The organism is Brachybacterium phenoliresistens, assembly GCF_000576425.1.
Taxonomy (GTDB): Bacteria; Actinomycetota; Actinomycetes; order Actinomycetales; family Dermabacteraceae; genus Brachybacterium; species Brachybacterium phenoliresistens.
Window position 1 is genome coordinate 137,329 of the sequence record NZ_KK069989.1, and the last position, 23,539, is coordinate 160,867.

28 protein-coding genes are annotated in these 23,539 nt (G+C 74.1%); 14 read left to right on the plus strand and 14 right to left on the minus strand.

The features are described from left to right. Positions 1–96: 96 nt before the first annotated feature. From BF93_RS03705 to BF93_RS03715, 3 genes are read right to left on the minus strand one after another with little or no spacing between them, the layout of a single operon-like run. On the minus strand, positions 97–471 hold the full coding sequence (locus BF93_RS03705) for a VOC family protein (protein ID WP_038370721.1): 375 nt from the start codon (positions 469–471) through the stop codon (positions 97–99). A 12-nt stretch (positions 472–483) separates the two neighbouring features. After that, a complete protein-coding gene (locus BF93_RS03710; RefSeq protein WP_038370722.1) occupies positions 484–714 on the minus strand; it encodes a hypothetical protein in 231 nt (76 codons plus the stop codon). Between the two features lie 42 nt (positions 715–756). Further along, the gene (locus BF93_RS03715; RefSeq protein ID WP_038371045.1) at positions 757–1,704 is read right to left on the minus strand and encodes a helix-turn-helix transcriptional regulator; all 948 of its coding nucleotides are present in this window, start codon (positions 1,702–1,704) and stop codon (positions 757–759) included. Between the two features lie 63 nt (positions 1,705–1,767). Between BF93_RS03715 and BF93_RS03720 the strand changes: the two genes are divergently transcribed. After that, on the plus strand, positions 1,768–2,904 hold the full coding sequence (locus BF93_RS03720; protein ID WP_038370724.1) for an epoxide hydrolase family protein: 1,137 nt from the start codon (positions 1,768–1,770) through the stop codon (positions 2,902–2,904). A gap of 25 nt (positions 2,905–2,929) precedes the next feature. Here BF93_RS03720 and BF93_RS03725 read toward each other — a convergent pair whose 3' ends face one another. Both BF93_RS03725 and BF93_RS03730 read right to left on the minus strand, forming a co-directional pair. Then, a complete protein-coding gene (locus tag BF93_RS03725) occupies positions 2,930–3,787 on the minus strand; it encodes an alpha/beta fold hydrolase (RefSeq protein ID WP_038370725.1) in 858 nt (285 codons plus the stop codon). After that, positions 3,784–4,230, minus strand: coding sequence for a MerR family transcriptional regulator (locus BF93_RS03730; protein ID WP_051486490.1), 447 nt, complete (start codon positions 4,228–4,230; stop codon positions 3,784–3,786). The genes BF93_RS03725 and BF93_RS03730 overlap by 4 nt, the downstream gene beginning before the upstream one ends. Before the next feature lie 141 nt (positions 4,231–4,371). Between BF93_RS03730 and BF93_RS03735 the strand changes: the two genes are divergently transcribed. Next, positions 4,372–5,097 (plus strand): SDR family oxidoreductase, encoded by a 726-nt coding sequence (locus BF93_RS03735; RefSeq protein ID WP_038370727.1) that lies wholly within the window; start codon positions 4,372–4,374, stop codon positions 5,095–5,097. 47 nt (positions 5,098–5,144) lie between these two features. On the opposite strand, the gene BF93_RS03740 is transcribed toward BF93_RS03735, so the two are convergent. Both BF93_RS03740 and BF93_RS03745 read right to left on the minus strand, forming a co-directional pair. Beyond that, entirely contained in the window at positions 5,145–6,047 is a 903-nt protein-coding gene (locus tag BF93_RS03740) for a dihydrodipicolinate synthase family protein (protein ID WP_038370728.1), read from the minus strand. Beyond that, entirely contained in the window at positions 6,044–6,748 is a 705-nt protein-coding gene (locus BF93_RS03745) for a TetR/AcrR family transcriptional regulator (RefSeq protein ID WP_038370729.1), read from the minus strand. Before BF93_RS03745 ends, BF93_RS03740 begins: the two co-directional genes overlap by 4 nt. Positions 6,749–6,811: 63 nt before the next feature. On the opposite strand from BF93_RS03745, the gene BF93_RS03750 reads away from it, so the two are divergent. The 4 genes from BF93_RS03750 to BF93_RS03765 all read left to right on the plus strand — a co-directional run bounded on the left by BF93_RS03750 (position 6,812) and on the right by BF93_RS03765 (position 9,209). Further along, positions 6,812–7,567 carry an SDR family oxidoreductase gene (locus BF93_RS03750; RefSeq protein WP_038370730.1) on the plus strand — a complete coding sequence of 252 codons (756 nt, stop codon included), beginning with the start codon at positions 6,812–6,814 and terminating at the stop codon, positions 7,565–7,567. Between the two features lie 14 nt (positions 7,568–7,581). Continuing rightward, complete coding sequence (locus BF93_RS03755) at positions 7,582–7,911, plus strand: nuclear transport factor 2 family protein (protein ID WP_038370731.1); 330 nt, start codon at positions 7,582–7,584, stop codon at positions 7,909–7,911. A 110-nt stretch (positions 7,912–8,021) separates the two neighbouring features. Further along, the gene (locus BF93_RS03760; protein ID WP_038370732.1) at positions 8,022–8,771 is read left to right on the plus strand and encodes a phosphotransferase family protein; all 750 of its coding nucleotides are present in this window, start codon (positions 8,022–8,024) and stop codon (positions 8,769–8,771) included. 117 nt (positions 8,772–8,888) lie between these two features. Beyond that, positions 8,889–9,209, plus strand: a complete 321-nt coding sequence (locus BF93_RS03765; protein WP_332248904.1) for a winged helix-turn-helix transcriptional regulator — start codon at positions 8,889–8,891, stop codon at positions 9,207–9,209. A 71-nt stretch (positions 9,210–9,280) separates the two neighbouring features. On the opposite strand, the gene BF93_RS03770 is transcribed toward BF93_RS03765, so the two are convergent. After that, positions 9,281–9,856, minus strand: coding sequence for a MarR family winged helix-turn-helix transcriptional regulator (locus tag BF93_RS03770; RefSeq protein WP_084148230.1), 576 nt, complete (start codon positions 9,854–9,856; stop codon positions 9,281–9,283). Between the two features lie 55 nt (positions 9,857–9,911). Here BF93_RS03770 and BF93_RS03775 point away from each other — a divergent pair, with 55 nt between their 5' ends. After that, the gene (locus BF93_RS03775; RefSeq protein WP_038370734.1) at positions 9,912–10,640 is read left to right on the plus strand and encodes an SDR family NAD(P)-dependent oxidoreductase; all 729 of its coding nucleotides are present in this window, start codon (positions 9,912–9,914) and stop codon (positions 10,638–10,640) included. A 531-nt stretch (positions 10,641–11,171) separates the two neighbouring features. Here BF93_RS03775 and BF93_RS03785 read toward each other — a convergent pair. From BF93_RS03785 to BF93_RS03795, 3 genes are all read right to left on the minus strand, one after another. Beyond that, positions 11,172–12,275: a cupin domain-containing protein gene (locus tag BF93_RS03785; RefSeq protein ID WP_232226182.1), complete on the minus strand. Its 1,104-nt coding sequence runs from the start codon at positions 12,273–12,275 to the stop codon at positions 11,172–11,174. A 172-nt stretch (positions 12,276–12,447) separates the two neighbouring features. Further along, positions 12,448–12,888 carry an alternative ribosome rescue aminoacyl-tRNA hydrolase ArfB gene (arfB, locus tag BF93_RS03790; RefSeq protein ID WP_038370736.1) on the minus strand — a complete coding sequence of 147 codons (441 nt, stop codon included), beginning with the start codon at positions 12,886–12,888 and terminating at the stop codon, positions 12,448–12,450. 44 nt (positions 12,889–12,932) lie between these two features. Next, positions 12,933–13,724, minus strand: a complete 792-nt coding sequence (locus tag BF93_RS03795; RefSeq protein ID WP_156954030.1) for a DUF3152 domain-containing protein — start codon at positions 13,722–13,724, stop codon at positions 12,933–12,935. 120 nt (positions 13,725–13,844) lie between these two features. Between BF93_RS03795 and BF93_RS03800 the strand changes: the two genes are divergently transcribed. Continuing rightward, positions 13,845–15,500 (plus strand): ABC-F family ATP-binding cassette domain-containing protein, encoded by a 1,656-nt coding sequence (locus tag BF93_RS03800; RefSeq protein WP_038370738.1) that lies wholly within the window; start codon positions 13,845–13,847, stop codon positions 15,498–15,500. 18 nt (positions 15,501–15,518) lie between these two features. Here BF93_RS03800 and BF93_RS03805 read toward each other — a convergent pair whose 3' ends face one another. Both BF93_RS03805 and BF93_RS03810 read right to left on the minus strand, forming a co-directional pair. Next, a complete protein-coding gene (locus tag BF93_RS03805) occupies positions 15,519–17,495 on the minus strand; it encodes a vWA domain-containing protein (RefSeq protein ID WP_038370739.1) in 1,977 nt (658 codons plus the stop codon). Continuing rightward, a complete protein-coding gene (locus BF93_RS03810) occupies positions 17,488–18,903 on the minus strand; it encodes a sigma 54-interacting transcriptional regulator (protein WP_051486492.1) in 1,416 nt (471 codons plus the stop codon). The genes BF93_RS03805 and BF93_RS03810 overlap by 8 nt, the downstream gene beginning before the upstream one ends. A 98-nt stretch (positions 18,904–19,001) precedes the next feature. Between BF93_RS03810 and BF93_RS03815 the strand changes: the two genes are divergently transcribed. From BF93_RS03815 to BF93_RS03835, 5 genes are all read left to right on the plus strand, one after another. Next, positions 19,002–19,637, plus strand: a complete 636-nt coding sequence (locus BF93_RS03815) for a histidine phosphatase family protein (protein WP_038370740.1) — start codon at positions 19,002–19,004, stop codon at positions 19,635–19,637. After that, positions 19,634–20,386: an SCO1664 family protein gene (locus BF93_RS03820; protein WP_084148232.1), complete on the plus strand. Its 753-nt coding sequence runs from the start codon at positions 19,634–19,636 to the stop codon at positions 20,384–20,386. The genes BF93_RS03815 and BF93_RS03820 overlap by 4 nt, the downstream gene beginning before the upstream one ends. Before the next feature lie 64 nt (positions 20,387–20,450). After that, positions 20,451–21,056 (plus strand): dihydrofolate reductase family protein, encoded by a 606-nt coding sequence (locus BF93_RS03825; protein WP_038371054.1) that lies wholly within the window; start codon positions 20,451–20,453, stop codon positions 21,054–21,056. Beyond that, entirely contained in the window at positions 21,053–21,625 is a 573-nt protein-coding gene (locus tag BF93_RS03830) for a GNAT family N-acetyltransferase (protein WP_232226183.1), read from the plus strand. The genes BF93_RS03825 and BF93_RS03830 overlap by 4 nt, the downstream gene beginning before the upstream one ends. Next, complete coding sequence (locus BF93_RS03835; protein ID WP_038370742.1) at positions 21,622–22,101, plus strand: HIT family protein; 480 nt, start codon at positions 21,622–21,624, stop codon at positions 22,099–22,101. Before BF93_RS03830 ends, BF93_RS03835 begins: the two co-directional genes overlap by 4 nt. A 50-nt stretch (positions 22,102–22,151) precedes the next feature. Here the strand turns inward: BF93_RS03835 and BF93_RS03840 are convergent, their stop codons facing one another. Beyond that, positions 22,152–23,021, minus strand: coding sequence for a sigma-70 family RNA polymerase sigma factor (locus BF93_RS03840; protein ID WP_038370743.1), 870 nt, complete (start codon positions 23,019–23,021; stop codon positions 22,152–22,154). An 84-nt stretch (positions 23,022–23,105) separates the two neighbouring features. Between BF93_RS03840 and BF93_RS03845 the strand changes: the two genes are divergently transcribed. Then, positions 23,106–23,492, plus strand: a complete 387-nt coding sequence (locus tag BF93_RS03845) for a DoxX family protein (RefSeq protein ID WP_038370744.1) — start codon at positions 23,106–23,108, stop codon at positions 23,490–23,492. Positions 23,493–23,539 lie beyond the last annotated feature (47 nt).

Sequence of the window (23,539 nt, forward strand, 5' to 3'; positions counted from 1 at the left end):
CGGCTCCGGACCGTACGCGGGATGCCGGACAGGTTCCGTCCGGTCTGCGCCGCGATGCCAGGACCCGGTGCCCGGAGGCGGTCCGACGGGCCGGGCTCAGAGGTAGCCGCGGGTGATCAGCTCCAGGTAGTGGCCCGAGGGGTCCAGCAGGTAGACCCCGCGCCCGCCGTGCTCCGCGTTGATCTGCCCGGGCCGCGTCCGCTGAGGGTCCGCCCAGTGATCCTGCCCGCGATCGAGGATCTTCGTGTGCGCGCGGTCGAAATGCTCGTCGTCCAGCAGATAGGCGTAGTGCTGCGGCGGGAACTCGATCGGCGGAGCGGCGAACTGCAGCAGCACGCCGCCGCCGATGGTGATGTTCGTGAACGGACCCCAGGCGGGGGCTTCGTCGGCCTCGAGCAGGTCGAGGTAGAACCCGGCCATCTCGGCGGGGTCGGTGGACGCGACGATGGTGTGGTTGAAGTGCGCTGTCATGGGAGGCCGCCCTCACGACAGCCACATCACGAGGCCGAGGACCACGGCCAGGATCAACGGCAGCAGCAGCTGCCGCCGCACCAGCGCCGGGCGGTCGCGCTCCTCGACACGGCGGTACCGCTGCTGCCAGCCCCACAGGAGCCGCCAGCTCGTGCGCGGGGAGATCAGGCCCCACAGGCACAGGGCGGCGACCACGGCGAACGGCGCCACCCGCAGCAGATCGTTCTCCGGGACGTACCACACGGCTCCACCGTACCGGCCGGGGGACGGATCCTCCCTCGCCCGTCACCTGGTCGCGCGGTGCAGCCTCGCGGCGAGGCGCTCGAACGCGGCCGCGAGCTCGCGGCCCTCGAGGACCTCGAGATCGACGCCCAGTCCGATGAGCCACAGGGCGAGCCGGTCGGGATCCCGGGAGCCCACGGCGACGCGGCAGGACGTCTCGTCGACCGTCTCCACGTCCACGGGGACGCCGAGCGCCGCCACGACCTCCGCGGCGGGTGCGTGCACGAGCACGAGGGCGTGGGAGGTCCAGGCGTCGATGCTGACGCGTCGCACCACGAAGTCGACCGCATCGTCCGCCGGGTCGGCGCGGGCACGGAACCGTGCTCCCGACGCGGCCGCCCGTCTGATGCGGTCGACGCGGAACACCCGCCAGTCCCCGCGGTCGAGGTCCCAGGCGAGCAGGTACCACAGCGGACCCCAGCTCACCAGGCGCTGCGGCTCGAGGCGACGGGTCTCCTCCTCGCCGCCGGGCTTCGTGTACCCGCAGCGCAGCCGCTCCCGGCCACGGATCGCGGCGGCGATCGCACCCAGCAGAGGGAGATCCGGCGCACTGCCCGCCCCGGGGACCGTGCTCGTCGCCTCGCGCACCGCGGCGAGGCGGGGGCGCAGGCGGGCCGGCAGCACCTGTTCGAGCTTCGCGAGCGCGCAGAGCGCCGTCTCCCCGCCCCCGGACCCCGCCGCCGCGAGCGATCCGAGGGCGAGGGCGACCGCGACGGCCTCCTCGTCGTCGAGCTGCAGGGGCGGCATCATCGTCCCGGCCGCGAGCCGGTACCCGCCGGCGATGCCCGGTCGCGCCTCGGCCTGATAGCCGAGCGACCGCAGCCGCGCGACGTCGGCGCGGACGGTCCGCGTGCTCACCGCGAGCCGGACGGCGAGCTGCGAGCTCGTCCAGTCCCGCCGGACCTGGAGCAGCGCGAGGAGATCGAGCAGACGGGCGGAGGTCCGGAGCATGGATCCGATCATCCTCGCCGATGCGGAAGCATCCTTTCCGCATCGGCGAGGAACCTCGATCCCATGACCCAGAACATCGCTCTCGCCCCGTTCCGCATCTCCATCTCCCCGGAGGATCTCGACGACCTCCGGCACCGCCTCGCGCGGACCCGCTGGCCGCTGCCCGTGCCGGGATGCGGAGACCGTCCCGACTTCCGACGCGGCATGTCCCCGGCGTACCTGGCGGAGCTCGCCGAGCACTGGCGCGACGGCTTCGACTGGAGGGAGCAGGAGGCACGGCTCGCCGAGCTTCCCCAGCTGACCACGGTCGTGGACGGCCAGACCTTCCATCTCGTCCACGTCCGATCGGAGGATCCGGAGGCGATGCCGCTGCTGCTGCTCCACGGCTGGCCCGGTTCGTTCCTCGAGTACCGGACGATCATCCCGCTGCTGACCGAGGCGTTCCATGTCGTCATCCCGTCCCCGCCCGGGTTCGGCTTCTCCACCCCTCTGGCCGGGACCGGCTGGGAGCTGGCGCGCACCGCGGACGCCTATGCCGAGATCATGACCCGGCTGGGCTACCGGAGATTCCTCGTCCACGGCACCGACATGGGCACGGGGATCGCCGGGCGGCTTGCCTCCGTGCACCCCCGGCGCGTGATCGGCATGCACCTCGGGGCGGACCGCGCCGTGCTCGGACTGGCCGGGGACCTGTTCCCCGCCCCCGAGGGGCTGGCGGGCCCGGAGCGCCGCGAGCTCGAGACCCAGCAGGCGATCAGCGCGGCCGAGAGCGGGTACCGCACCATGCACAGCCATCGGCCGGACACGATCGGGCCGTCCCTCACGGATTCGCCCATCGGCCTGCTCGCGTGGATCGCCGAGAAGTACAAGACCCGCTCCGGGGACGGCTTCGCCCCGCCCGCGATCGACCGGGATCTGCTGCTGTCGACGGTCAGCCTGTACTGGTTCACCCGCAGCGGTGCCTCGAGCGCCCAGTTCTCCTACGAGTTCGAGCACTCCGGCCTCGCCCCCGTCATGGCAGCCGAGGTTCCTTCGGGATGGGCGGTGTTCGATGCGCATCCGCTCGTGCGGCGGGTGCTGGACCCGCAGGGAGCGATCGGCCACTGGAGCGAGTTCGCCCGGGGCGGCCACTTCCCGGCGGCGGAGGTCCCGGAGCTGCTCGCCGCGGATCTCCGGTCCTTCGCCCGCAGCATCGCCTGAGCGCGCGGCCGACCCTGCGGTCGGGCTACGGCGCGGATCCCTCCAGCCACGCCAGCGCATCCCGTCCCAGGGCGTCGGCCGCCTCGAGCGGCACCAGATGCCCGGCCCCGGCATGCGTGCGGACCTCGACGTGCCCCGGAAGGCGTGCGGCGAGCTCGGCCGCTTGCTCGACGGGGATCCACGGGTCCTCCTCGCCCCAGCTGACGCGGGAGGGGCAGCGCACCTGGTCGAGGCGCTCGACGATCGGCGCCGTGTGCTGCGGGCTCAGCTGGGCGATCTGCCGGTAGAACGCGGCCTGTCCCGCGGGGGAGCGCCACGGCTCGGTGAGGGCGTCGATCTGCGGGTCCGTCAGCGCCTGTCCGCCTGCCCCGGCGATGTACTCGCGCACCAGGGCGGCGTGCAGCGCCGGCGGCAGGGCGGCGAAGACCTGCTCGTGCTGGGCGACGAGCCGGAAGAAGGGGGATCCCCAGGGGTCCAGCGTCACCACGTCGACCAGGTGGAGGGAGGCGTACTCGCTGCCGTCGAGCAGGTGCGCACCCAGCGCGACCGCTCCTCCGATGTCATGGGCGATGACATGCGGCCGCGGAAGCTGCCACGTCTCCAGCAGAGATGCGAGCCGCCGGCGCTGGCTGACGAGGTCGACCGCGGCGCCGCCGCTCCGGATCGAGGCCCCGTAGCCGGGCATATCCCACAGGTGGACCCGATGCTCCCGCGCGAGCATGCGCGCCACAGGCATCCATACAGCCGCCGACCAGGGCGTCCCGTGGCAGAGCACGACGTCCCCGGCGCTGTGCGGTCCCTCCGGGTCGAGGCGGTAGGTGGCGATCTCGACGCCGTCGATCGTCTCGAGGACGGGCGCGGGCAGGGGCGGGACGGCGGTCATGAGTCCCCGGCGGGGACACCGGCACGCTCCGGCACGGGCGCCGCCCCGGGGCCCGGGTACTCCGACCAGGCCGGCTCGCGCAGGCCCGGGCAGTGCTCCGGCGTGGGGTGACGGGCCGTGTCGATGATGCGGTCCAGCGCATCGCGGGCGGCGGCGAGGTCCGCCATGGCGGCGCTGATGCGTTCGCGCTCGGCGCCGAGCATCGCGAAGACCTCCGGCGATCCCTGGCCGCTGTCCACGCACGGCAGCAGCTGGGCGATCGTGCGGCTGGAGAGCCCGGCGGTGAAGAACTGCTGGATCAGCCCGACGCGCTCCACGGCCGATGCCGGATAGTCGCGCTGCCCGCCCGGCCCGCGCTCGGCGTGCAGCAGTCCCTGCTCCTCGTAGTAGCGCAGCGCCCGCGGGCTCACTCCCGCGCGCTCCGCGACCTCCCCGATCCGCATGGCTGTCCTCTCCGTCACACCCGACTTGCCCTTGACGTCAACGTCAGGTTCTAGCGTACTCGGCATCGGCCCCGATGGCAGGGCGGACGGCCGGACCCGACGCCGGAAGTGCGGGAACAGACAGCAGGAGGCAGCCACACCATGGACATCACCGACCAGATCGCCCTCGTCACCGGGGCCAACCGCGGCATCGGCCGCGAATTCGTCCAGGAGCTCCTGAATCGCGGTGCGCGCCGCGTGTACGCGACGGCCCGCCGGCCCGAGAGCATCGCGGTCGACGACCCGCGCGTGGTGCCGCTGCACCTGGACCTCACCGACGCGGACTCCGTGCGCGCCGCAGCCCGGGCCGCGCAGGACGTCACCGTGCTGGTGAACAATGCGGGCATCTCCACCGGCGCATCCCTGGTCACCGGGGACCTGGCCGAGGTGCGCCGCGAGATGGACACGCACTTCTGGGGGACCCTCTCCGTGATCCGCGAGTTCGCGCCCGTCCTCGCCGGCAACGGCGGCGGCGCCATCGTCACCGTGCTCTCGGCGCTGTCCTGGTTCTCCACCGCCCGGGCCGGCGCCTACGCCGCCGCCAAGGCCGCCGAGTGGAACATGACCAACGGCGTGCGCCTCGAGCTCGCCGCGCAGGGCACGCTCGTGCAGGGGGTGCTGCTCGGGGCCGCGGACACCGACATCACGGCGGACTACGACGGCCCGAAGATCGACCCCCGCGAGGTCCCCCGCCGGTCGCTGGACGGTCTCGCCGACGGCTCGATCGAGGTGATCGTCGACGACTGGACCGCGATGGTCAAGGAATCCCTCGCCGGCGATCCCGCCCCGTTCTACGCCCGGATGACGCAGCTGCTCGGCGCGTCCTGATCGGACCGCCGGGCCGCGCCGGTCACCGTGCCGAGGGGCGCCGGGGCCTACCGGTCCAGGCCCAGCTGCGCCAGGACCTCCGCGACCCGGGCGCGGTCCGCTGCGGCCAGCCCGTGCACCGGCAGCGGCAGGCAGTCCGGTCCCGCCAGCCCCCTCTGCTCGGCGATCGCGGCGACCACCCGCAGGCTGCCGCCGTGCTGCGCGAACAGCTGCCACAGCGGCTCGAGGCGCGCGGAGAGCTCGCTCGCCCGGTCGTCGCGGCCCTGCTGCGCCGCACGGGTGATCTCCAGGGCCGGCCGCGGCAGCGTCCCGGCGATCACGGAGTACCAGACGTCGCAGCCGGCGATCAGGCCGGCCGCCCCGGAGGCGTCCCCGGAGACGCCGATGCTCACGTGCGCCGGGATGACGGAGCGGATCGCGGCGACGTGCGCGGCGGCCTCCGCCGGATCGGCCGGGACCCCCGGGATCTTGATCGAGGCGATGCCCGGCAGCTCCGCGATCCGCGCGTACAGGTCCCGGGTGAAGGTCACGTGGGTGGTGCGGGGGTTGTCGTAGAGGATCACCGGCAGCGGCGAGCTCTCGACGGCGGCGCGGAAGAGGTCCAGGATCTCGTCGTCGCCGAGGGGCTGGTAGGTCATCGGCGCCAGCAGCACGCCGCGGGCCCCGGCCGCCTCCGCATCGGCGATGTGCGCGAGGACCTGGCTGGTCCGCAGCGCCCCGACCCCGACGATCACGGGGACCTCGCCGGCGGCCTCGACGGCCAGGTGCGCGGCGCGCGAGCGCTCGGCGGCGGTGAGATAGGCGTACGAGCCGGTCGAGCCGAGCACGGTGATCGAGTCCACCGCGTGGGCGGCGAGGCGGCGGACCAGGCCGATGAAGGCTCCCTCGTCCAGCGCGTCGTCCCGCAGCGGGGTGAGGGGGAAAGCGCTGAGGCCGGCGGGCACGGTCATCGGAGCTCCTCGGAGGCATCGAGCGCTCGGTCCCCGAGCCGCGTCAGCCACTGGATCAGCAGCTGCGTCTCGGCGCGGCCCAGGATCTCGGGATGGGAGGCGGCGATCTCGACGGCCGCGGACAGGGCGTTGTCCGGGCGCGTCCCGGTGCCGGTGATCGCGGCGATCGTCCCCTCGCGCACGGCGGCCGAGAGCTCGGGATCCGCGGCCGCGAGGATGATCTGGCGCAGCGTGACACCGATGTTCGTCACGAGCACGTGCGCCGCCGCCTGCTCCGCGGGCACGACCAGGCGGCCCTGCTCGGCCGCCCGGGTGGTCAGCGACAGCAGGATCGCGCTGGGGCGGGACTGCGGCGCAGGCGAGACGCCCGGGCTGACCTTCCCGTACATCAGGGTGTAGAACCCGGGGTTGGCCAGGCCGAAGGCGACGTGCGCGTCCCAGCCCGCGCGGATGTCCTGGATCGGGTCGCCGGAGGACTCCATCGCGGACTTCTCGCCGAGGTAGAGGTCGAAGCCCCGTTCGATGACGGCGTCGACGAGTCCCTGCTTGGAGCCGAAGAAATGGTAGAGCGTCGGCATCTTCACGCCGACCGCGTCGCACACCGCGCGCAGGGAGAAGTCCTCGCCGGGGGAGGCGGCGATGAGATCGGCCGCCGCGACGATCAGCCGTTCCCGTGTATCGCCTGTCGCCGAGCCTGTCATGGTGCTACATTACCGGATGTAGCGTCGCTACAACGAAGTGTTTCACCGATATAGGAGCTGCGCATGACCGAGCACACGCTCATGGGAAAGAACCTCCTCGTCGCCGGCGGGGCGAAGAACCTGGGAGGCCTGATCGCCCGGCAGGCCGCCGAGGCCGGCGCGAACGTGGCGATCCACTACAACTCCGAGCCGTCCCGGGCCGATGCGGAGGCCACGCTCGCCGCGGTCCAGCACGCAGGCGGCACGGGAGTCGTCCTCCAGGGGGACCTCACCGTCCCCGCGAACGTGGCCCGTCTGTTCGCCGACGCCGAGGCCGCGCTCGGGACGATCGACGTCGCCGTCAACACGGTCGGCAAGGTGCTGCGCAAGCCGATCGTCGAGACCACCGAGGACGAGTACGACGAGATGTTCGACGTCAACGCGAAGGCCGCGTACTTCTTCCTCCGCGAGGCCGGCACGCGGCTCGCCGACGGGGGCCGGATCATCACGATCGTCACCTCGCTGCTGGGCGCGTTCACCGACGGCTACTCCACCTACGCCGGCGGCAAGAGCCCGGTCGAGCACTTCACCCGCGCGGCGGCGAAGGAGTTCGCGGGCCGCGGGATCTCGGTCACCGCGGTCGCGCCGGGGCCCATGGACACCCCGTTCTTCTACGGCCAGGAGACCCCCGAGCGCGTAGAGTTCCACAAATCCCAGGCCATGGGCGGCCGGCTGACCCGGATCGAGGACATCGCCCCGATCGTGCGGTTCCTCGCCACCGAGGGCTGGTGGATCACCGGACAGACGATCTTCGCCAACGGCGGCTACACCACCCGCTGAGAAGGAGCATCACGATGGCAGACCAGACCGTTCCCGAACCCGTGGCCTCCTTCCTGGAGGCCGTCAACCGCCATGACGAGGCCGCATTCCTCGACGCCTTCGCCGAGGACGGCGCCGTCGACGACTGGGGCCGCGTGTTCACCGGCCGCGAGCAGATCAAGGGCTGGAGCGACGGCGAGTTCATCGGCGCCCGCGGCACCCTCGCCGTCGAGGAGGTCGAGGTCTCCGGCTCCACGATCACCGTGATCGGCGACTGGCGCTCCCAGCACGCCAACGGCAGGTCCCGCTTCGACTTCGAGGTCGACGGCGACACGCTGACCCGGATGACCATCCGCGAGGGCTGAGCCTCCCCGGCGCGCGGCCGGTGCCGACGGGCGGGCCCCGCCCCGTCGCGGCGCCGGCCGCGCCGCTATTTCCGGTGACAGCGGCCCTCTGCTCCGACACACTGGGCGCCATGGAGGACGTGGAGGTCATCGTCGCGCATTCCCAGCGGGCGACGCTGCGGGTAGGGGACGTGTTCCTGAAGGTCGACGGGGACCTGGAGCACGCCGAGGTCGAGGTGCAGGCCATGTGCCTCGCGCCCGTGCCCACGCCGACCGTCCTGTGGCGGGAGGCGCCCGCCCTCGCGATCGCCGCCGTCCCCGGCCGCGCGCTCGGGAAGCTCGGCGAACCCTCGAGCGCATCCCCGGCCGCGTGGAGGGCCGCAGGCGCGGCCATCCGGACGCTGCACGACGCGCCGCTGCCGCCCTGGTCGGGCCCTGATCCGGATGAGGTCGCAGCCGATCTGGACCGCGAGTGCGGGTGGCTGCTGGACCATGCCGTCCTCCCGGCCGACGTCATCCACCGCAATCGGGAGATCGCTGCGGCCGCGCTGCGCCCGTGGCCGCTGTCCTTCGTCCACGGCGACCTGCAGATCTCGCATGTGTTCGTCGACCACGACGAGGTGGTCGGGATCATCGACTGGTCCGAGGCATCCTGCGGCGACGCGATGGCGGACCTCGCGACGCTGACCCTCGGCCAGGAGGACCGCCTCGAGGATCTCCTCTCCGGCTACGGGGACGATGCGGACCGCGACGTGATCCGAGCCTGGTGGTCCCTGCGCAGCCTCACCGCGGCGCGCTGGCTGATCGAGCACGGCTTCGATCCGGACGCCCCCGGATGCGAGTTCGATGTCCTGAGAGCACGGGCGCGGGAGGCGCGATGACGACATACCCCATCGATGCGGAGCCGTTCGCCGAGGACGTCCGCCCAGGTCGCGGAGCTGGAACCATGCGGGCAGGAGGGTCACGTCGACTGCGGGATCCGGGACGTCCTCGATCGGGTGGGGGACAGGTGGTCGGTGCTCGTGATCGTCGAGCTCGCGAACGGCACACGACGATTCCGGCAGCTCCAGCGGGCGATCGACGGCATCTCCCAGCGGATGCTGACCCTCACGGTGCGGCGCCTGGAACGTGACGGCCTGGTCGAGCGGACCGTCTACCCGACGGTTCCCGCGCAGGTCGACTACCGGCTCACCGCGGCCGGAGCGAGCCTGACCCACCTCGTCCGAGCTCTGGCGGACTGGTCGCTCGAGCACCGCGACGGCATCGCCCGCTCCCGCGAGGACTATGACGCCCGGCATCCCGGCCACGACATCCGCTGATCAGCGACGTGGGCCCGCTCGCCCATGTCGCGAGGGGCGATGCCGCCCCCATCCGGCCCGGCGCGCTCCGGTCAGTCCTGGTCCGGATGCTCCCGGCCGACGTGCTCGAGCGGCGTTCCCGGGTCGAGCTCGAGGCACAGGGCGCGCAGGTGGGCGGCGAGCTCCTCGCGCCGGCCCTCGGGCAGGCCCGAGAGCAGCTCGTCGTCCTGAGCGAAGATCGCGCCGGCCGTCCTGTCCACGACCTCCTGCCCCTGGGGCGTGAGCGTCACGATCACGCTGCGCGACCGTCCCGGGGAGCGCGTAATCCATCCCAGCCCTTCGGCGCGCGCGATCCGCTGCGAGATCGCCGCCGGGGTCACGCCTTCCCGGGCGGCGAGAGCACGGGTGCTCAGGGCATGCGGAGTGCCGCTCCGGCGCAGCGCGCCCAGCAGATCCATCATGGCCGGATCCAGCCCCTGCGCGGCGAGCAGGCGGCGCCGATGGTCGCCGAGCACCTTGGCGAGATGCCAGATCCGCGTCACGATGCCGACGGAGGCGGGGTCCAGATCGGGGCGCTCGCGGCGCCAGGCCGCCATGATCTCGTCGGCGCGATCCTGCTCTGCCGACTCCCGGGGAGCCGAGGGCCGCGGTGAGGTCTGGTTGCTCATGCTGCGAGCCTACATTAAGGTCTAAACGACCGGATCCCGAGCAGCGAGGAATGCCATGCATGTGATCACCGGAGGCGGGACCGGCATCGGCCGCGCGCTCGCCCTGTCCCTGGCCCGCGACGGCCACGACGTGCTCATCGCCGGCCGCAGGGCCGCTCCGCTGGAGGCGGTCGCGCAGGAGGGGGCGACGGCCGGCGGCGGGACCATCACGGCGGTGGCCTGCGATCTCTCCACGCCGCAGGGCGTCCGAGCGCTGGCCGAGCGCGCCGGGACGAAGGTCGACTCCCTGGTGCACTGCGCAGGCGGGAACCCGGCCATCGGCCGCCCGGCGAGCGCCACGCTCGAGGAGGAGGCGGCGCTCCTGGAGGAGACCCTCGCCGGCAACCTCGTCTCCGCGGCGCTGACGGTCACGGCGCTGCAGGGCGCGATGGGCGAGGGGAGCGCGATCGTCCTGCTCGGGTCGATCGCGGCCGAGCACGGCGTGGGCTACTACGGCCCGGCCAAGGCGGCCGTGGCCAGCTATGCCGTAGGACTGTCGGCCGCGCTGGGACCCCGCGGCATCCGGGTCACGTGCCTGTCCCCGGGGTACATCTCCGGCACGGAGTTCTTCGCGGGGACCATGACCGAGGAGCGTGCCGAGGCCCTGCGGTCCCAGACCGCCTTCGGGCGCACCGGGGAGCCGGAGGACGCCGTCGACGTGCTCCGCTTCCTGCTCTCGGAGCGGAGCCGCCACCTGACCGGCCAGAACATCCATCTCGACGGCGGGGCGTTCACCACCCGCTAGTCCGTCCGAGTACCAGGATCGGACCATGGACCCCGATCGCGGAAGCCGGCGCACGGCGCGGCTCCTCCTGGAGCCCCTCCGGGCCGAGGATGCGGCCGATGTGCTGCGCGTCTACGGCGACCCCGGCACCTGGCAGCACCTGCCGCAGGGCCGCATGTGCGACCTCGGGCAGGCGCACGCCCAGATCGAGAAATCCCTGGTCAGCGACCGAGCCCGCCCCGGCGCCCGCACCGTCGGGCGGACCCTCATCCTCCTCCTCGGCATCGGACGGCGTCCCTCGGGAGCGGATCTACGCCGACCGCGACCTCGACGGCGCGACGCTGCGGCGGCTCCTGGACGCCGGGTGACGCCCCAGGGCTCCACGGTCAGGTCGGGCACGACTCCCCGGATGCGCAGGGCGCCGGTCGACCATCTGCCCGGGAATCTGCCCGGGACGGCGGTGACGGGAGGCTCCGGACGACTGATCGATCGCAGCCCCTTCGGCGCGCGGGAAAGGGCCGCGATCGATCAGTCATCCGGAGCGCCGGGAGCTCAGACCCCCGGCGGCGGCCCGACGACCTCGACGTCCAGCTCCGCCTGCACGCGGCCGAAGGCCTCCGCCGGGAACGCCCGATCACCGATCTCCTGGTGCACCGGGGCGTCCGTGGGCCGGTTCATCCAGTCGAAGAACGGCTCGAACACCTCGGTGGTGAGGATCCCCAGCATCTGGGTGTGATGCGCGGCGAACGAGAACGAATGGATCGTCCCGGCGGGCGCATGGAGGAAGTCCCCGGGATGCAGGGCGATCTCCTGCCCGCCCGCGTGCAGGAGGATGCGCCCCTGCAGGCACAGGAAGTTCTCCGTGTGCAGGCGGTGGAAGTGCCGCGGGATGTACGGGGAGCGGCCCCCGCTGGTGTGCACGGCGAAGAAGGAGCCGCCGGTGTGCCGTGCGCGGGCCAGGAACGTGTTCAGCTGGTCCAGGCTCTCGAGGTGCTCGCCCTCCCCGGCCTCGAGCACATAGGGCTGCGCCTCCGCGGGCAGCGCCGTCGCGAGGGAGGGCGGCGCGGCCGGCTCCGTGATGGCCTCGGCCGCGGCGGCGTCGACGTCCGGCAGCTCGTGGACCGCGATGCCGAAGCGGGCCGCGAGCTCTCCCGCCCGCGCCGCGCTGACATCGGCCGCATGCAGGTCGTACATCCGCCGCTCGGTCGCCAGGCCCAGCGCCGGCACCAGCCCGAAGGTGCTCGTGCCGCCGAGGACGGCCAGGAACCGGGTGCGGTGCGAGAGCAGCCGCAGGGCCGCGGGGGAGCCCGCGGGGATGGTCGCGCTGTCCCCGGGGACGAGGATCCGGGTCGCCCCGGCCAGGCGCAGCTGCAGCCGTCCCTCGGTGACGTAGAGGAACTGCGGATCGGCGTGGGAGATGCACGGGGTCGCCACGTCGCGGCCGCCGAGCACCCAGGCCGCCCAGAAGGCGCCGCCGGTGTCCTCGGGGCGGGCGATCACCGTGACCAGCGCGCGGCCCAGATCGAAGCGGTGCCCCTCGCCGTGCTCGAGCGCATAGGGCAGGCGGGCGCCGGGGAGGGCGCCGCGCAGGGGAGGGGTGGAGCGGACCGTCTCCAGGGACGGGATGTCGTACGCCGGCGGGATGTCGTATGCCACGGGGGAGAGATCTCCTCGCGCATCGCTGGGGCCCGGGTCGTCGTCTCCGGCCGCGCAGGGCGGGCGGGCGCTGTAGAGCCTCTGAGGAACGATGCCTGGGCCGCAGGATAGCGGCCGCGGGACGCCCGGGAGAAACCGGGTGATCGCGCGATGGTGCAGGTCGGAGGGCATCTCACTCGGCGCCGGGACGGCGGCGGGTCTGCTTCACCGCCCCGCGCAGCTTCTTCGCCTCCAGGCGCCGGCGCTGGGAGCCGCGGGTCGGGCGGGTCGCGCGCCGCGGGACGGGCGGCATGACGGCCTCGCGCAGCAACTCGGCCAGACGCTCCCGGGCGGCGACCCGGTTGCGCCGCTGGGAGCGCTGCGCGGAGGCCGTGACCGTGAGGACGGTGCCGGCCAGCCGGGGTCCCAGGCGCTCGAGCACCCGGGCGCGCTGCGCATCGTCCAGCGCGGTCGTCGCGGCGACGTCCCAGCTCAGCTGGACACGGGAGTCGGAGGTGTTCACGCCCTGGCCGCCGGGGCCGGAGGCGTGCGAGAACTGCTCGAGGAGCTCGGAGGCCGGCAGCCGCAGCCCGCGCGGCGCGCCCGGCCCCGGAGGCACATGCAGGTCATCCACCCTCTCAGTGTGCCCCAGCCGCCGGGCGGGCGCCGAGGGCGGGCCTAGGCGGCGCCGTCGGCCGTGGGCCAGGGGTTGGGGCGGCAGCCGCCCAGGTCGATGCTCTGCTGCAGCATGACGGGGGCGGCGCGCCCCGCCCCGGAGCAGGTCTCGTGCCCGTGGCCGAGGAAGTGCCCGACCTCGTGGTTGACCATGTAGGCCCGGTAGGCGGACAGGTCGTCGTAGGTCGGGGTCATGAGGGTCCAGCGGTCGGTGTTCAGGACCGCGTCCTCCCCGATCCGGCAGCTCCATCGGCCGTGGGTCTGTGCCGGGGCGCAGAGCCGGTCGACCGTCGGCGGGGAGGCCAGGGAGATGGTGAACTCGGCCTGCTCGGGATCGGCGACCTGCTGGAAGGAGACGTCCTCCACCGCGGTCCAGCCGCGCTCGTCGGCGAGGATCTGCGCGACCTCCTGGGCCGACGCGTCCGCGTCGAGGCCGGTGCCGCCCTCGACGCGCAGGGCGTAGGTGTGCACGGTCCCGACCCCGGCCGCGGCAGGCACCGGAGCGGCGAGCGCCCAGCTGCCGTCGCCCACCGTGCCGGAGCTCGGGATCTCGCCGCTGCGGGCGGTCATCTCGGCGGTGGGCTCCGCGGCGGCGGTCGTCGGGCTCGCGGTGGCGGCCGGCAGGGAGACCGCTGCGGTGTCCTCGGGCGCCGCGACGTCCTCGCCGCGACCGCTCGCGCGCACGATCACGGTCGCCGCGACCAGGATCAGGACGGCCATCACCGCGGCGGTGCGCAGCAGGCGGCCGCGACGGGTGAGGGTCAGCGTCGGACGCGGGGCACGGGACGAGGGCACGAGGACACAGTAGAAGGCGCGGGCCGCGCCGGGGCGGACGACGCCCGGCATGGGACGCGACGTACGATGCCGACCGGGGCCGCGCGAGGGCCCGCTCGCCCCGACGGACAGGAGTCCTGCATGACCGCGACGCTCGTCGCCTCCGACCTGGCCGGAGGGCACGGCCACCGCGTGCTGTTCGAGGGCCTGGACCTGACCGTCGCCCCCGGCGACGTGATCGGCGTGGTGGGGCAGAACGGCGCCGGCAAGTCCACGCTGCTGCGGCTGCTGGCCGGCATCGACGCCCCGATGACGGGATCCGTCACCCGGTCCCCGGCCGATGCCTTCATCGGCTGGCTCCCGCAGGAGCACGAGCGCGTCCCCGGGGAGAGCGTCGCCGCCTTCATCGGCCGGCGCACCGGCTGCGCGGAGGCGACCCGCGCCCTGGACGCGGCGGCCGCGGCGCTCGCCGACCCGGACGCTCCCGCCGCTGCGGCCGATGTCTACGCCGCCGCCCTGGACCGCTGGCTGGCCAGCGGCGCCGCCGATCTCGAGGACCGCATCCCGCAGGTCCTCGCCGAGCTCGACCTGACCCTGGGCGGCGCAGGCCTCGACGAGGTGGCGATGACCTCGCTGTCCGGCGGGCAGGCGGCCCGCGTGGGGCTGGCCGCGCTGCTGCTGTCCCGCTTCGACGTGGTGCTGCTGGACGAGCCCACCAACGACCTGGACCTCGACGGGCTCTCCCGGCTCGAGGCCTTCGTGCGCGGGCTGCGCGGCGGCGTGGTCCTGGTCAGCCATGACCGCGAGTTCCTCGCCCGATCCGTCACCCGCGTGCTCGAGCTGGACCTCCCGCAGAGCGCCCACCGTCTCTACGGCGGCGGCTACGAGTCCTACCTCGAGGAGCGGGCAACGATCCGCCGCCACCAGCGCGAGCAGTACGAGCAGTTCGCCGAGCAGAAGGCCGATCTCGTCGCCCGCGCCCGCACCCAGCGCGAGTGGACCAGCCAGGGGGTGCGCAACGCGATCCGCAAGGCGCCGGACAACGACAAGCTGCGCAGGAGGGCATCGGCCGAGTCCAGCGAGAAGCAGGCCCAGAAGGTCCGGCAGATGGAGAGCCGCATCGCCCGGCTCGAGGAGGTCGAGGAGCCCCGCAAGGAGTGGCGCCTCGAGTTCGCCATCGGCGCCGCCCCGCGCTCCAGCACCGTCGTGTGCACTCTCGACCAGGCCGTGGTGCGGCAGGGCGACTTCACCCTCGGTCCGGTGTCGGTGCAGGTCAACGCCGGAGAGCGGATCAGCATCACCGGTCCGAACGGTGCGGGGAAGTCCACGCTGCTGCGCGCCCTGCTGGGGCGGCAGGAGCTCGACGGCGGCCGGTCAGGCCTCGGGGCGAGCGTGCGGATCGGCGAGATCGACCAGGCCCGCACCGCCCTGGCGGGAGACCTGCCGCTGGCGGCGGCCTTCGAGTCCCTGGTGCCGGAGATGACCACCGGCGAGGTGCGCACGCTGCTGGCGAAGTTCGCGCTCAAGGCCGATCACGTCGGCCGGCCCCCGCGCGAGCTGTCCCCGGGGGAGCGGACCCGCGCCGCCATGGCCCTGCTGCAGGCCCGCGGGGTGAACCTGCTGGTGCTGGACGAACCCACCAACCACCTGGACCTCGAGGCCATCGAGCAGCTCGAGCAGGCGCTGGAGAGCTACCCGGGGGCGCTGCTGCTGGTCACCCACGATCGCCGGATGCTCGAGACGGTGCGCACCGACCGGCGCTGGCAGGTCGAGGGCGGCAGGCTCCGGGAGCTCTGAGGGGCCGCGGGCGCCGCCTCAGTCGTCGGCGGCGTCGGGGTGGCCGCTGCGCAGGAACTCGCCGACCACCGCCGCCCCCAGATCCTCGGGATCGGGGGCGACCACGGTCCCGCCGACGCGACGGGCCATGGCCGCGAGGAACCGGGCCAGCCCCGGGTCCTCGCCGAGGCGGAAGAACGTCACCTGGGCTCCGATGCGGCCGGCCCGGTCCAGCTCCGCGACCGTCGCCTCGAGCGTCTCGGGCAGCGGCGGGTAGGTGAACAGCGGCTCCCCGCCCGGCAGCAGATGCGCCGTCGGCTCGCCGTCGGTGACCACCAGCAGCACCGGGTCCAGCCCCGGATGCCGGCGGAAGAACTGCAGCGCCAGCAGCAGGGCGTGGTGGAGGTTCGTGCCCTGCTCGTACTCGGCCGGAAGGGCCGTGAGCTCCTCGATGTCCATCTGCCGGGCGTACCGGCCGAAGCCGATGGGCTGCAGCCGGTCCCCGCGGAAGCGGGTGGCGATGAGGTGGTGCAGGGCCAGGGCGGTGCGCTTCATCGGCACCCAGCGGCCCTCCGCGGCCATCGAGTAGGAGGTGTCCAGCAGCAGGGCGACCGCGGCCTGCGTGCGGGCCTCGGTCTCGCGCACCTCGACGTCGGCGACCTCGAGGCGCACCCCGGCGGCGGGATCGCCGCCCGCGGCGGCGGTGCGGGTGATCGCGCTGGTCAGGGTGCGGCCCACGTCCCACGGCTCGGTGTCCCCGAACTGCCAGGGGCGCGTCGCCCCGGACTGCTCCCCGGCCGCCCCGGCGCGGTGCGCGTCCCGCCGGCCGCTGCGGTCCGAGAGGCGCCGGGACGCATCGCGCAGCAGGGTGCGGCCCAGCCGCCGCAGGGCGGCGGGGGACAGCCGCAGGCTGCCATCGGCCCCGCGGCGCAGCAGGTCGGACTCGCGCAGGGCCTGCTCGAGGCGGGCCAGGGTGCGGGCGTCGACCGCGGCCCGGTCCCCGAGCTGGCGGGCCAGCGCCTCCACGTCCAGGTCCGAGAGGGAGGACCCGTCGTAGGACTGGGAGAGCTGCTCGGCCAGGCGGTCCAGCTCCGCGAGATCCGCGAGCGCGCTGGTGCCGTCGCCCAGGCCCAGCCCCTCCTGCCCGGAGAAGTCCTCGGAGCCGCTCCAGTCCTCGCCGGGCCGCAGCGCCTGCAGGCTCGCGTCCAGCCGGTCCAGCTGGGCCAGCAGCTCCGGGGAGCCGAAGGCCTGCGCCGACAGCGCCATCAGCTCCTCGCGCTGCTGCGGGGTCATCGAGCGCAGCATCCGCTGGGCGGCGGCGGAGCGGCGGGCCAGGACGTCGATCAGCTCGTCGATGTCGCGCGGCTGCTCCGGGAAGGCGTCGCCGTGGCGCTGCAGGAAGCGGTCGAAGTCCTCCGGGGTGTCCTCGCCGCGCGCATGCTTCTCCAGCAGGTCGCCCAGGTCGCGGAGCATGTCGGTGACGGCGGCGCGGTCCTGCGCGGTCGCGTTCTCGAGGGCCTGCTTCATGCCGGCGAAGCGGGCGTCGAGCATCTCCCGGCCCAGCAGATCGCGGATCTGCTCGTAGTGGGCGCGGGCATCGGCCGAGGCCCAGTCGTAGCCGGCGAGCTCGGAGACCGCCGCGGCGGGGGAGGAGGGCAGGTTCTCGATCTGCATCTCCCGCAGGGTGCGGTCGGTGGCGTCCATCTCGGTGTCCCGGGCCAGCTGGCCGCGCTCGGCGAGCACCGCCTTCTCCAGCAGGTGCCGCACCTCGTCGAGGGTGCCGCCCAGTCGGCTGCGCTCGAGGATCTCGCGGCGGCGGCGCTGCACCCTCCCGGCCAGCTCGTCGAGGCCCGGGCGGCCGCGGCCGCCGCGGCGCAGGTGCTCGCGCAGCGCCTGCTCGGGGGAGTAGCCCTCCATGACGTCGGCGGCCAGCGCCTCGAGCGCCTCGGAGAGGTCCAGCGGCGGGGCCAGCGGGTCGGGGCCGCCGCGGTAGGCGCCGTAGCGCTGCTCAGCCATAGATCGTCTCCCCGTCCCCGGAGTCCTTGGACAGGCGCCGCACCAGGTACAGGCCCTCCAGGGCGAGCTCGATGGCGCCGGCCCGCGCCCCGGGGCCGTCGGCGTCCAGGCGCTGGGCGATCGCGTCGTAGAGCCCCGGGTCGCTCAGCGCGGGCAGGGAGTCCAGCACCTCCTGGGCGGGGACGCGCTCGCCGGTGGTGAGGGTGCGCGTGCCGTCGAAGGCGTCGACCAGCGGGCCCAGGTCCAGCCCCGCGAGGTGCCCCCGCACGGCCTCGGCGGTCGCGGTGCGCAGCAGGTGCTCGAGGATCTCGTGCTCGCGCCCCTCCTCGCCGGGCTCGAACTCGACCTTGCCGCGCAGCACGTCGATCACGGTCACCAGGTCCACGGGCCGGGCCACGGCCTCCTCGCTGGGGTTCACGGCCGCCCGCAGGCGAGCCGCCGCGGCGACGGTCTCCGCCGCGGCGATCGCGAAGCGCGCCGAGACGCCCGAGCTGGCCGAGACGGCCGGGGACTCCCGCACCGCCCGCGTGTACCGGGCGAGGATCTCCAGCAGCACGCCCGGGACCTCGGCGACGAGCTGCGCCTCCTGGCGGACCACCGCGATCTCGTCGTCCAGCTCGAGGGGGTAGTGGGTGCGGATCTCCGCGCCGAAGCGGTCCTTCAGCGGGGTGATGATGCGGCCGCGGTTGGTGTAGTCCTCCGGGTTCGCGGAGGCGACCACCAGCACGTCCAGCGGGAGGCGCAGCACATAGCCGCGGACCTGGATGTCGCGCTCCTCCATGACGTTCAGCAGCGCCACCTGGATGCGCTCGGCGAGGTCGGGCAGCTCGTTCAGCGCGACGATGCCGCGGTTGGCCCGGGGGATCAGGCCGTAGTGGATCGTCTCCGGGTCGCCCAGGCGCCGGCCCTCGGCCACCCGCATCGGGTCGACGTCGCCGATCATGTCGGCGACGGAGGTGTCCGGGGTGGAGAGCTTCTCGACGTACCGCTCGCTGCGATGGCGCCACACGACGGGCAGGTCGTCGCCCTCGGCCGCGATGCGGGCGCGGGAGGCGGCGGTGATCGGCGCCAGCGGGTGCTCGGACAGCTCCGAGCCCTCGATCACGGGGGTCCACTCGTCCAGCAGCCCCACCAGGGTGCGCAGCAGGCGCGTCTTGCCCTGGCCGCGCTCGCCGAGGAGGACCAGGTCGTGCCCGGCGATGATCGCCCGCTCCAGCTGCGGGACGACGGTGGTGTCCATGCCGTGCATCCCCGGCCACGGGTCCCGGCCCTCGGCCAGGGCCGCCAGCAGGTTGCGGCGCAGCTCCTCGCGCAGGGGGACGGCCTCGACCCCGGCGGCGCGCAGGGCGCCGAGGGTGCTCAGGGACGGGGCGGGACGGGTGGCGGCATCAGCGGGAAGGGTGCTCACACGGCCACGCTAGACCTGAGCGGCGGGATCGTCGAGGGAGTCCGGGGTGCCCGGACAGAGCCTCCCACCGGCGGTCCCGGAGGCCTAGGCTGTCCGCCATGGACGCCGCCCCCGCCACGCTCGTGCTGCTGGTGCGCCACGGGCAGACGCCGACCACCGGACGCGAGCTGCCCGGCCGCGCCCCGGGCCTCCACCTCAGCGACCGGGGATGGGAGCAGGCCGGGCACGTCGCCGAACGGCTCTCCGCCCTGTCCGTGGACGCGCTCTACGCCTCGCCGCTGGAGCGGGCGCAGGAGACGGCACAGCCCGCCTCCCGCGCCCTCGGCCTGCCCGTCGCCGTCGAGCCGGGACTGCTCGAGGGGGACTTCGGGTCCTGGACCGGCCGCTCCCTCGCGGAGCTGAACGCGCTGCCGGAGTGGGAGGCCGTGCAGCGCCGCCCGTCGACGTTCCGCTTCCCGGGCGGGGAGAGCTTCGCCGAGATGCAGGACCGCATGGGCGCGGCCGTCGACCGCCTGCGCGCCGCGCACGAGGGCGGGACGATCGTCTGCTTCTCCCACGCCGACCCGATCCGCCTGCACCTGGCCCGTGAGCTGGGAACGCCGCTGGACGCCTTCCAGCGCATCAGCGTCGCCGCCGGCTCGGTCTCCGCGATCTCCTGCGCCGCCGGCCGCGACCCGGTGGTGCTCACGGTCAGCTCGACCTCCGCCTCCCTCGCGGACCTGGTCCCCTCATGAGCGCCCCGCAGCGGGAGGAGCGGGGTGCGCAGGAGGGCCGGCTCACGGTGCGCCCCGGCGCCCGGGGCGCCCTGCTCGCCGGCGGGGACATCGTGCCCCTGGGGTATCTGCCCAGCTCCAACGAGACGTTCCTGGTGGAGCTGCGCGCCGGGGAGGAGCGCGGCTGGGCGGTGTACAAGCCCGAGCTCGGCGAGCGGCCCCTGCACGACTTCCCGCCGGGCCTGTTCCGCCGCGAGCGCGCCGCCTACCTGCTCAGCGAGCACCTGGGCTGGGGCATCGTCCCGGAGACGATCATCCGGGAGGACGGGCCCTTCGGCCCCGGCTCCCTGCAGTCCTTCGTCGTCGCCGACCCGCGCGAGCACTACTTCACCCTGGTGGACGAGGACCCTGCGAGCCACGGGCAGCTGCGGCGGATGGCCGTGTTCGACCTCGTCGCCAACAACACCGACCGCAAGGCCGGGCACGTGCTGCGCGGCGCGGGCGGCCGGATCTGGGGCATCGACCACGGCCTGTGCTTCCACGCCCAGGGCAAGCTGCGCACCGTCATCTGGGACTTCGCCGGCGAGCGGATCGATGACGATCTCGTCGACGCCGTCGCCGATCTCCTCGACGAGGTCCCGGCCGAGCTCGCCGCCCTGCTCGCGGCCGAGGAGGTGCGCGCCCTGCGCGGCCGCGCCCGGTACGTCCTCGCCGCCCGCACCCTGCCCGTCGACGAGAGCGGCATGGCGTTCCCCTGGCCGCTGATCTGAGCGATGCCGGCGGTCCGGGCGCGCCTGCGGGCGTTCCCCGGCCCGCGGGACTTGGATGGACGCCATGCGCCCCCTCACGTACTTCGTCGCGACCACCATCGACGGCTTCATCGCCGCACCGGACGGCGGGGACCCCACCGGTCCCGACGGCTTCCTCGACGTCCCCGAGGACTACCTGCGCTTCCTCATCGAGCAGTACCCGGAGACGCTGCCCGCCCCGGCCCGCGCGGCCCTCGGCGTCACCGACCCGGGCACGCGGTTCGACACCGCGGTGATGGGGCGGCGCACCTTCGAGATCGGGGCGCAGGCCGGGATCCCCGATGCGTACTCGCACCTGCGCATGGTCGTCGTCTCCCGCACCCTGGGGGCCCGGCCGGAGCCGGCCATCGAGGTGGTGGCCGATGATCCGGTCGCCGCGATCCGGGCGCTGAAGCAGGAGGAGGGGCGCGGGATCTGGCTGGTGGGCGGCGGCGAGCTCGCCCGGACGCTCGCCGAGGAGATCGACGAGCTCGTCGTGAAGATCAACCCCGTCGTCGCCGGCGCCGGCGTGCCGCTGTTCGGCGGCGGCTTCGCCCCGCGGTACCTCGAGCGCACCGCCGTGCACCAGATCCCCAGCGGCACCACGGTGATCAGCTACCGGCGGGCTCCGGGCGAGGGCGCGGCGCGATGACCCCTGCGAGGGCACGGCCCGGCCCGGACTCGGGATCGATCATGCTGCGGCCGATGGTCGCCGCCGACTGGCCCGAGGTCGAGGCGATCTACCGCGCCGGCATCGCCACCGGCCGCGCCACCTTCGAGCCGGCCCCGCCCCGGGACTGGGCGACCTTCGACGCCTCCCGCCGGGCGGACCTCCGCCTGGTGGCGGCGGGAGCGGACGGCACCGTGCTCGCCTGGGCGGCGGCCTCCGCCGTCTCGTCGCGCGAGGTCTATCGCGGCGTCGTCGAGCACTCGATCTACGTGCACCCCGATGCCGCCGGCACCGGAGTCGGGTCCCGTCTGCTGGCCGCGTTCGTCGAGCTCACCGAGGCCCGCGGGGTGTGGACGGTCCAGTCCGCCGTCATCGCCGGGAACACGGCCAGCCTGCGCCTGCACGAGCGGGCCGGCTTCCGGGTCGTCGGCCGTCGCGAGCGGATCGCCCGCATGACCACCGGCCCCCTCGCCGGCACCTGGTGCGACACCATCCTCATCGAGCGCCGCTCCGCCGTGGTCGGCGCGGACGATCCGGAGGCCACGACATGACCGGCTGGCGCGATGACCGCGTCTCGGCCGCGCTCGAAGGCCGCAACCCCACCGTCCTCGCGCAGCTCGAGGCGTCCTTCGCCGTGATCGGCGACGTGCAGTTCCTGCCCGGGTACTCGCTCGCGCTGACGCGGGACCCCGGCGCGGACCGCCTCTCCGATCTCCCGCGCGCGGAGCGCCTGCGCTATCTCGCGGACGTGGACCTGCTGGCTCTGGCGGTGGAGAACGTCTGCTCGGCCCAGGACCCCGCGTTCCGCCGGGTGAACATCGAGATCCTCGGGAACACGGACCCCTTCCTCCACGCCCACATCTGGCCCCGGTACGACTGGGAGCCGCCCGGCCTCGTCACCAGGCCCGTCTGGCTCCATCCGCCGGAGCGCTGGCGCGAGCCGGAGACGGCGCTCGGCCCTCGGCACGACGGGCTGCGGGCAGAGCTCGCCGCCGAGATTTCGAGGCTGTGCGACGAAGCGGCCTAGGGCTAGGTCGTCGCCGGGGAGGACGCCGCTGCCGGGCGGTCGCGCGTCGCTCAGGGCGCCTCCGGGCCGGGAAGGTCCATCCGGGCGAGCCGCGCCGGGTCGATGATCGAGGTGAGCGCGACGATGCGGCCCCCGGCGACGGTGCAGGCCATCAGGCCCATCGGCCGCCCCGTCGGGCCCCACACGAGGATCCCGGGCTCGCCGTCCACGCTCACGCGGCGCGCGCGCATCCGCTCCGGGTCGCCGCGGCGCACGGCGTCCAGCACGCTCTCGGCGCCGGTGCCGGTGGTGCGGCGGCGCGAGGTGATCCGATGCCAGGTGACGTCCGGGTCCAGCAGCGCGAGCAGCGCCTCGAAGTCGCCCTCGCGGGCCGCGGCGAGGAAGGCGTCCACGACCTCGCGCCTCTCCCGCAGCGCTCCGGTGGGCAGGGGCTGCTGCTGGACCTTGCGGCGGGCCCGGCTGGCCGCCATCTTCGCGGCCTCGGGGGTGGTGCCGATGATCGTCCCGATCTGCGCGAACGGCACGGCGAAGACGTCGTGCAGCACGAAGGCGAGGCGCTCGGCCGGGCGCAGCGAGTCCAGCACCACCAGCATCGCCAGGCCCACCGCGTCGGCGGTGAGCACGGAGTCCTGCGGGTCCTCGACGTCCTCGGTGACGATCGGGTCCGTCTCCCAGTCCTCCAGGGCGGATTCCGCGTGCGCGGTGCGGCGGCGCAGCGTGTCGATGCAGATCCGGCCGACCACGCGGGTGAGCCAGGCGGCCAGGTTCTCGATCGGTGCGCCGCGGTGACGGGCCAGCCGCAGCCACGCCTCCTGCACGGCGTCCTCGGCGTCGGCGCGTGAGCCGAGGGCCCGCGCGGCCACCGTCAGCAGCCGCGGCCGCTGCTGCTCGAACGCCTCGGCGAGAGTGAGCTCCTCCATGGTCGTTACCTTCCGTCGCGATGGTTCGTCACCCCTGTGACGGAGCAGCACGCTCCGAGGTCACACATCGAGAGGAATCGGACCATGGACATCGCCCTGTGGATCATCACCGCGCTGCTGGCGCTCGCCTTCACCGCCGGCGGGCTGGCGCAGATCCTCCTCCCTCGGGAACGCTACCGCGCCTTCGGCCGGAGCCAGGCCTGGGTCGACGAGTTCAGCGCCGGGCACGTCAAGGCCATCGGCACCATCAAGCTGATCGGGGCGACCGGCCTGTGGCTGCCGGCGGTCACGGGCATCGCCCCTGTGCTCTCGCCGATCGCCGCGTGCGGGCTGGCCCTGTTCATGTCCGGTGCGGCGACCACGCGGTTCCGCCGCAGCGAATGGGGCTTCATGGCCGGGGACGTCGCCTACCTGCTGGCCTTCGTGCTGATCGCCGCGGGGCGCTTCGCGCTGGTGCCGTACGGGGGCTGAGCCCGCGGCGTGCCACCATGTCCCCGGAGCCGACGGCGAGGAGACGC

Bases quoted from the DNA above. Each gene is read 5' to 3' on its own strand.
- BF93_RS03755 (WP_038370731.1), top strand. From the start codon at position 7,582: ATGGCAGACCAGACCGTTCCCGAACCCGTGGCCTCCTTCCTGGAGGCC.
- BF93_RS03775 (WP_038370734.1), top strand. From the start codon at position 9,912: ATGCATGTGATCACCGGAGGCGGGACCGGCATCGGCCGCGCGCTCGCC.
- BF93_RS03750 (WP_038370730.1), top strand. From the start codon at position 6,812: ATGACCGAGCACACGCTCATGGGAAAGAACCTCCTCGTCGCCGGCGGG.
- BF93_RS03830 (WP_232226183.1), top strand. From the start codon at position 21,053: ATGACCCCTGCGAGGGCACGGCCCGGCCCGGACTCGGGATCGATCATG.
- BF93_RS03815 (WP_038370740.1), top strand. From the start codon at position 19,002: ATGGACGCCGCCCCCGCCACGCTCGTGCTGCTGGTGCGCCACGGGCAG.
- BF93_RS03835 (WP_038370742.1), top strand. From the start codon at position 21,622: ATGACCGGCTGGCGCGATGACCGCGTCTCGGCCGCGCTCGAAGGCCGC.
- BF93_RS03840 (WP_038370743.1), bottom strand. From the start codon at position 23,021: ATGGAGGAGCTCACTCTCGCCGAGGCGTTCGAGCAGCAGCGGCCGCGG.
- BF93_RS03725 (WP_038370725.1), bottom strand. From the start codon at position 3,787: ATGACCGCCGTCCCGCCCCTGCCCGCGCCCGTCCTCGAGACGATCGAC.
- BF93_RS03745 (WP_038370729.1), bottom strand. From the start codon at position 6,748: ATGACAGGCTCGGCGACAGGCGATACACGGGAACGGCTGATCGTCGCG.
- BF93_RS03705 (WP_038370721.1), bottom strand. From the start codon at position 471: ATGACAGCGCACTTCAACCACACCATCGTCGCGTCCACCGACCCCGCC.
- BF93_RS03825 (WP_038371054.1), top strand. From the start codon at position 20,451: ATGCGCCCCCTCACGTACTTCGTCGCGACCACCATCGACGGCTTCATC.
- BF93_RS03735 (WP_038370727.1), top strand. From the start codon at position 4,372: ATGGACATCACCGACCAGATCGCCCTCGTCACCGGGGCCAACCGCGGC.
- BF93_RS03800 (WP_038370738.1), top strand. From the start codon at position 13,845: ATGACCGCGACGCTCGTCGCCTCCGACCTGGCCGGAGGGCACGGCCAC.
- BF93_RS03715 (WP_038371045.1), bottom strand. From the start codon at position 1,704: ATGCTCCGGACCTCCGCCCGTCTGCTCGATCTCCTCGCGCTGCTCCAG.
- BF93_RS03720 (WP_038370724.1), top strand. From the start codon at position 1,768: ATGACCCAGAACATCGCTCTCGCCCCGTTCCGCATCTCCATCTCCCCG.
- BF93_RS03730 (WP_051486490.1), bottom strand. From the start codon at position 4,230: ATGCGGATCGGGGAGGTCGCGGAGCGCGCGGGAGTGAGCCCGCGGGCG.
- BF93_RS03760 (WP_038370732.1), top strand. From the start codon at position 8,022: ATGGAGGACGTGGAGGTCATCGTCGCGCATTCCCAGCGGGCGACGCTG.
- BF93_RS03740 (WP_038370728.1), bottom strand. From the start codon at position 6,047: ATGACCGTGCCCGCCGGCCTCAGCGCTTTCCCCCTCACCCCGCTGCGG.
- BF93_RS03845 (WP_038370744.1), top strand. From the start codon at position 23,106: ATGGACATCGCCCTGTGGATCATCACCGCGCTGCTGGCGCTCGCCTTC.
- BF93_RS03805 (WP_038370739.1), bottom strand. From the start codon at position 17,495: ATGGCTGAGCAGCGCTACGGCGCCTACCGCGGCGGCCCCGACCCGCTG.
- BF93_RS03770 (WP_084148230.1), bottom strand. From the start codon at position 9,856: ATGAGCAACCAGACCTCACCGCGGCCCTCGGCTCCCCGGGAGTCGGCA.
- BF93_RS03820 (WP_084148232.1), top strand. From the start codon at position 19,634: ATGAGCGCCCCGCAGCGGGAGGAGCGGGGTGCGCAGGAGGGCCGGCTC.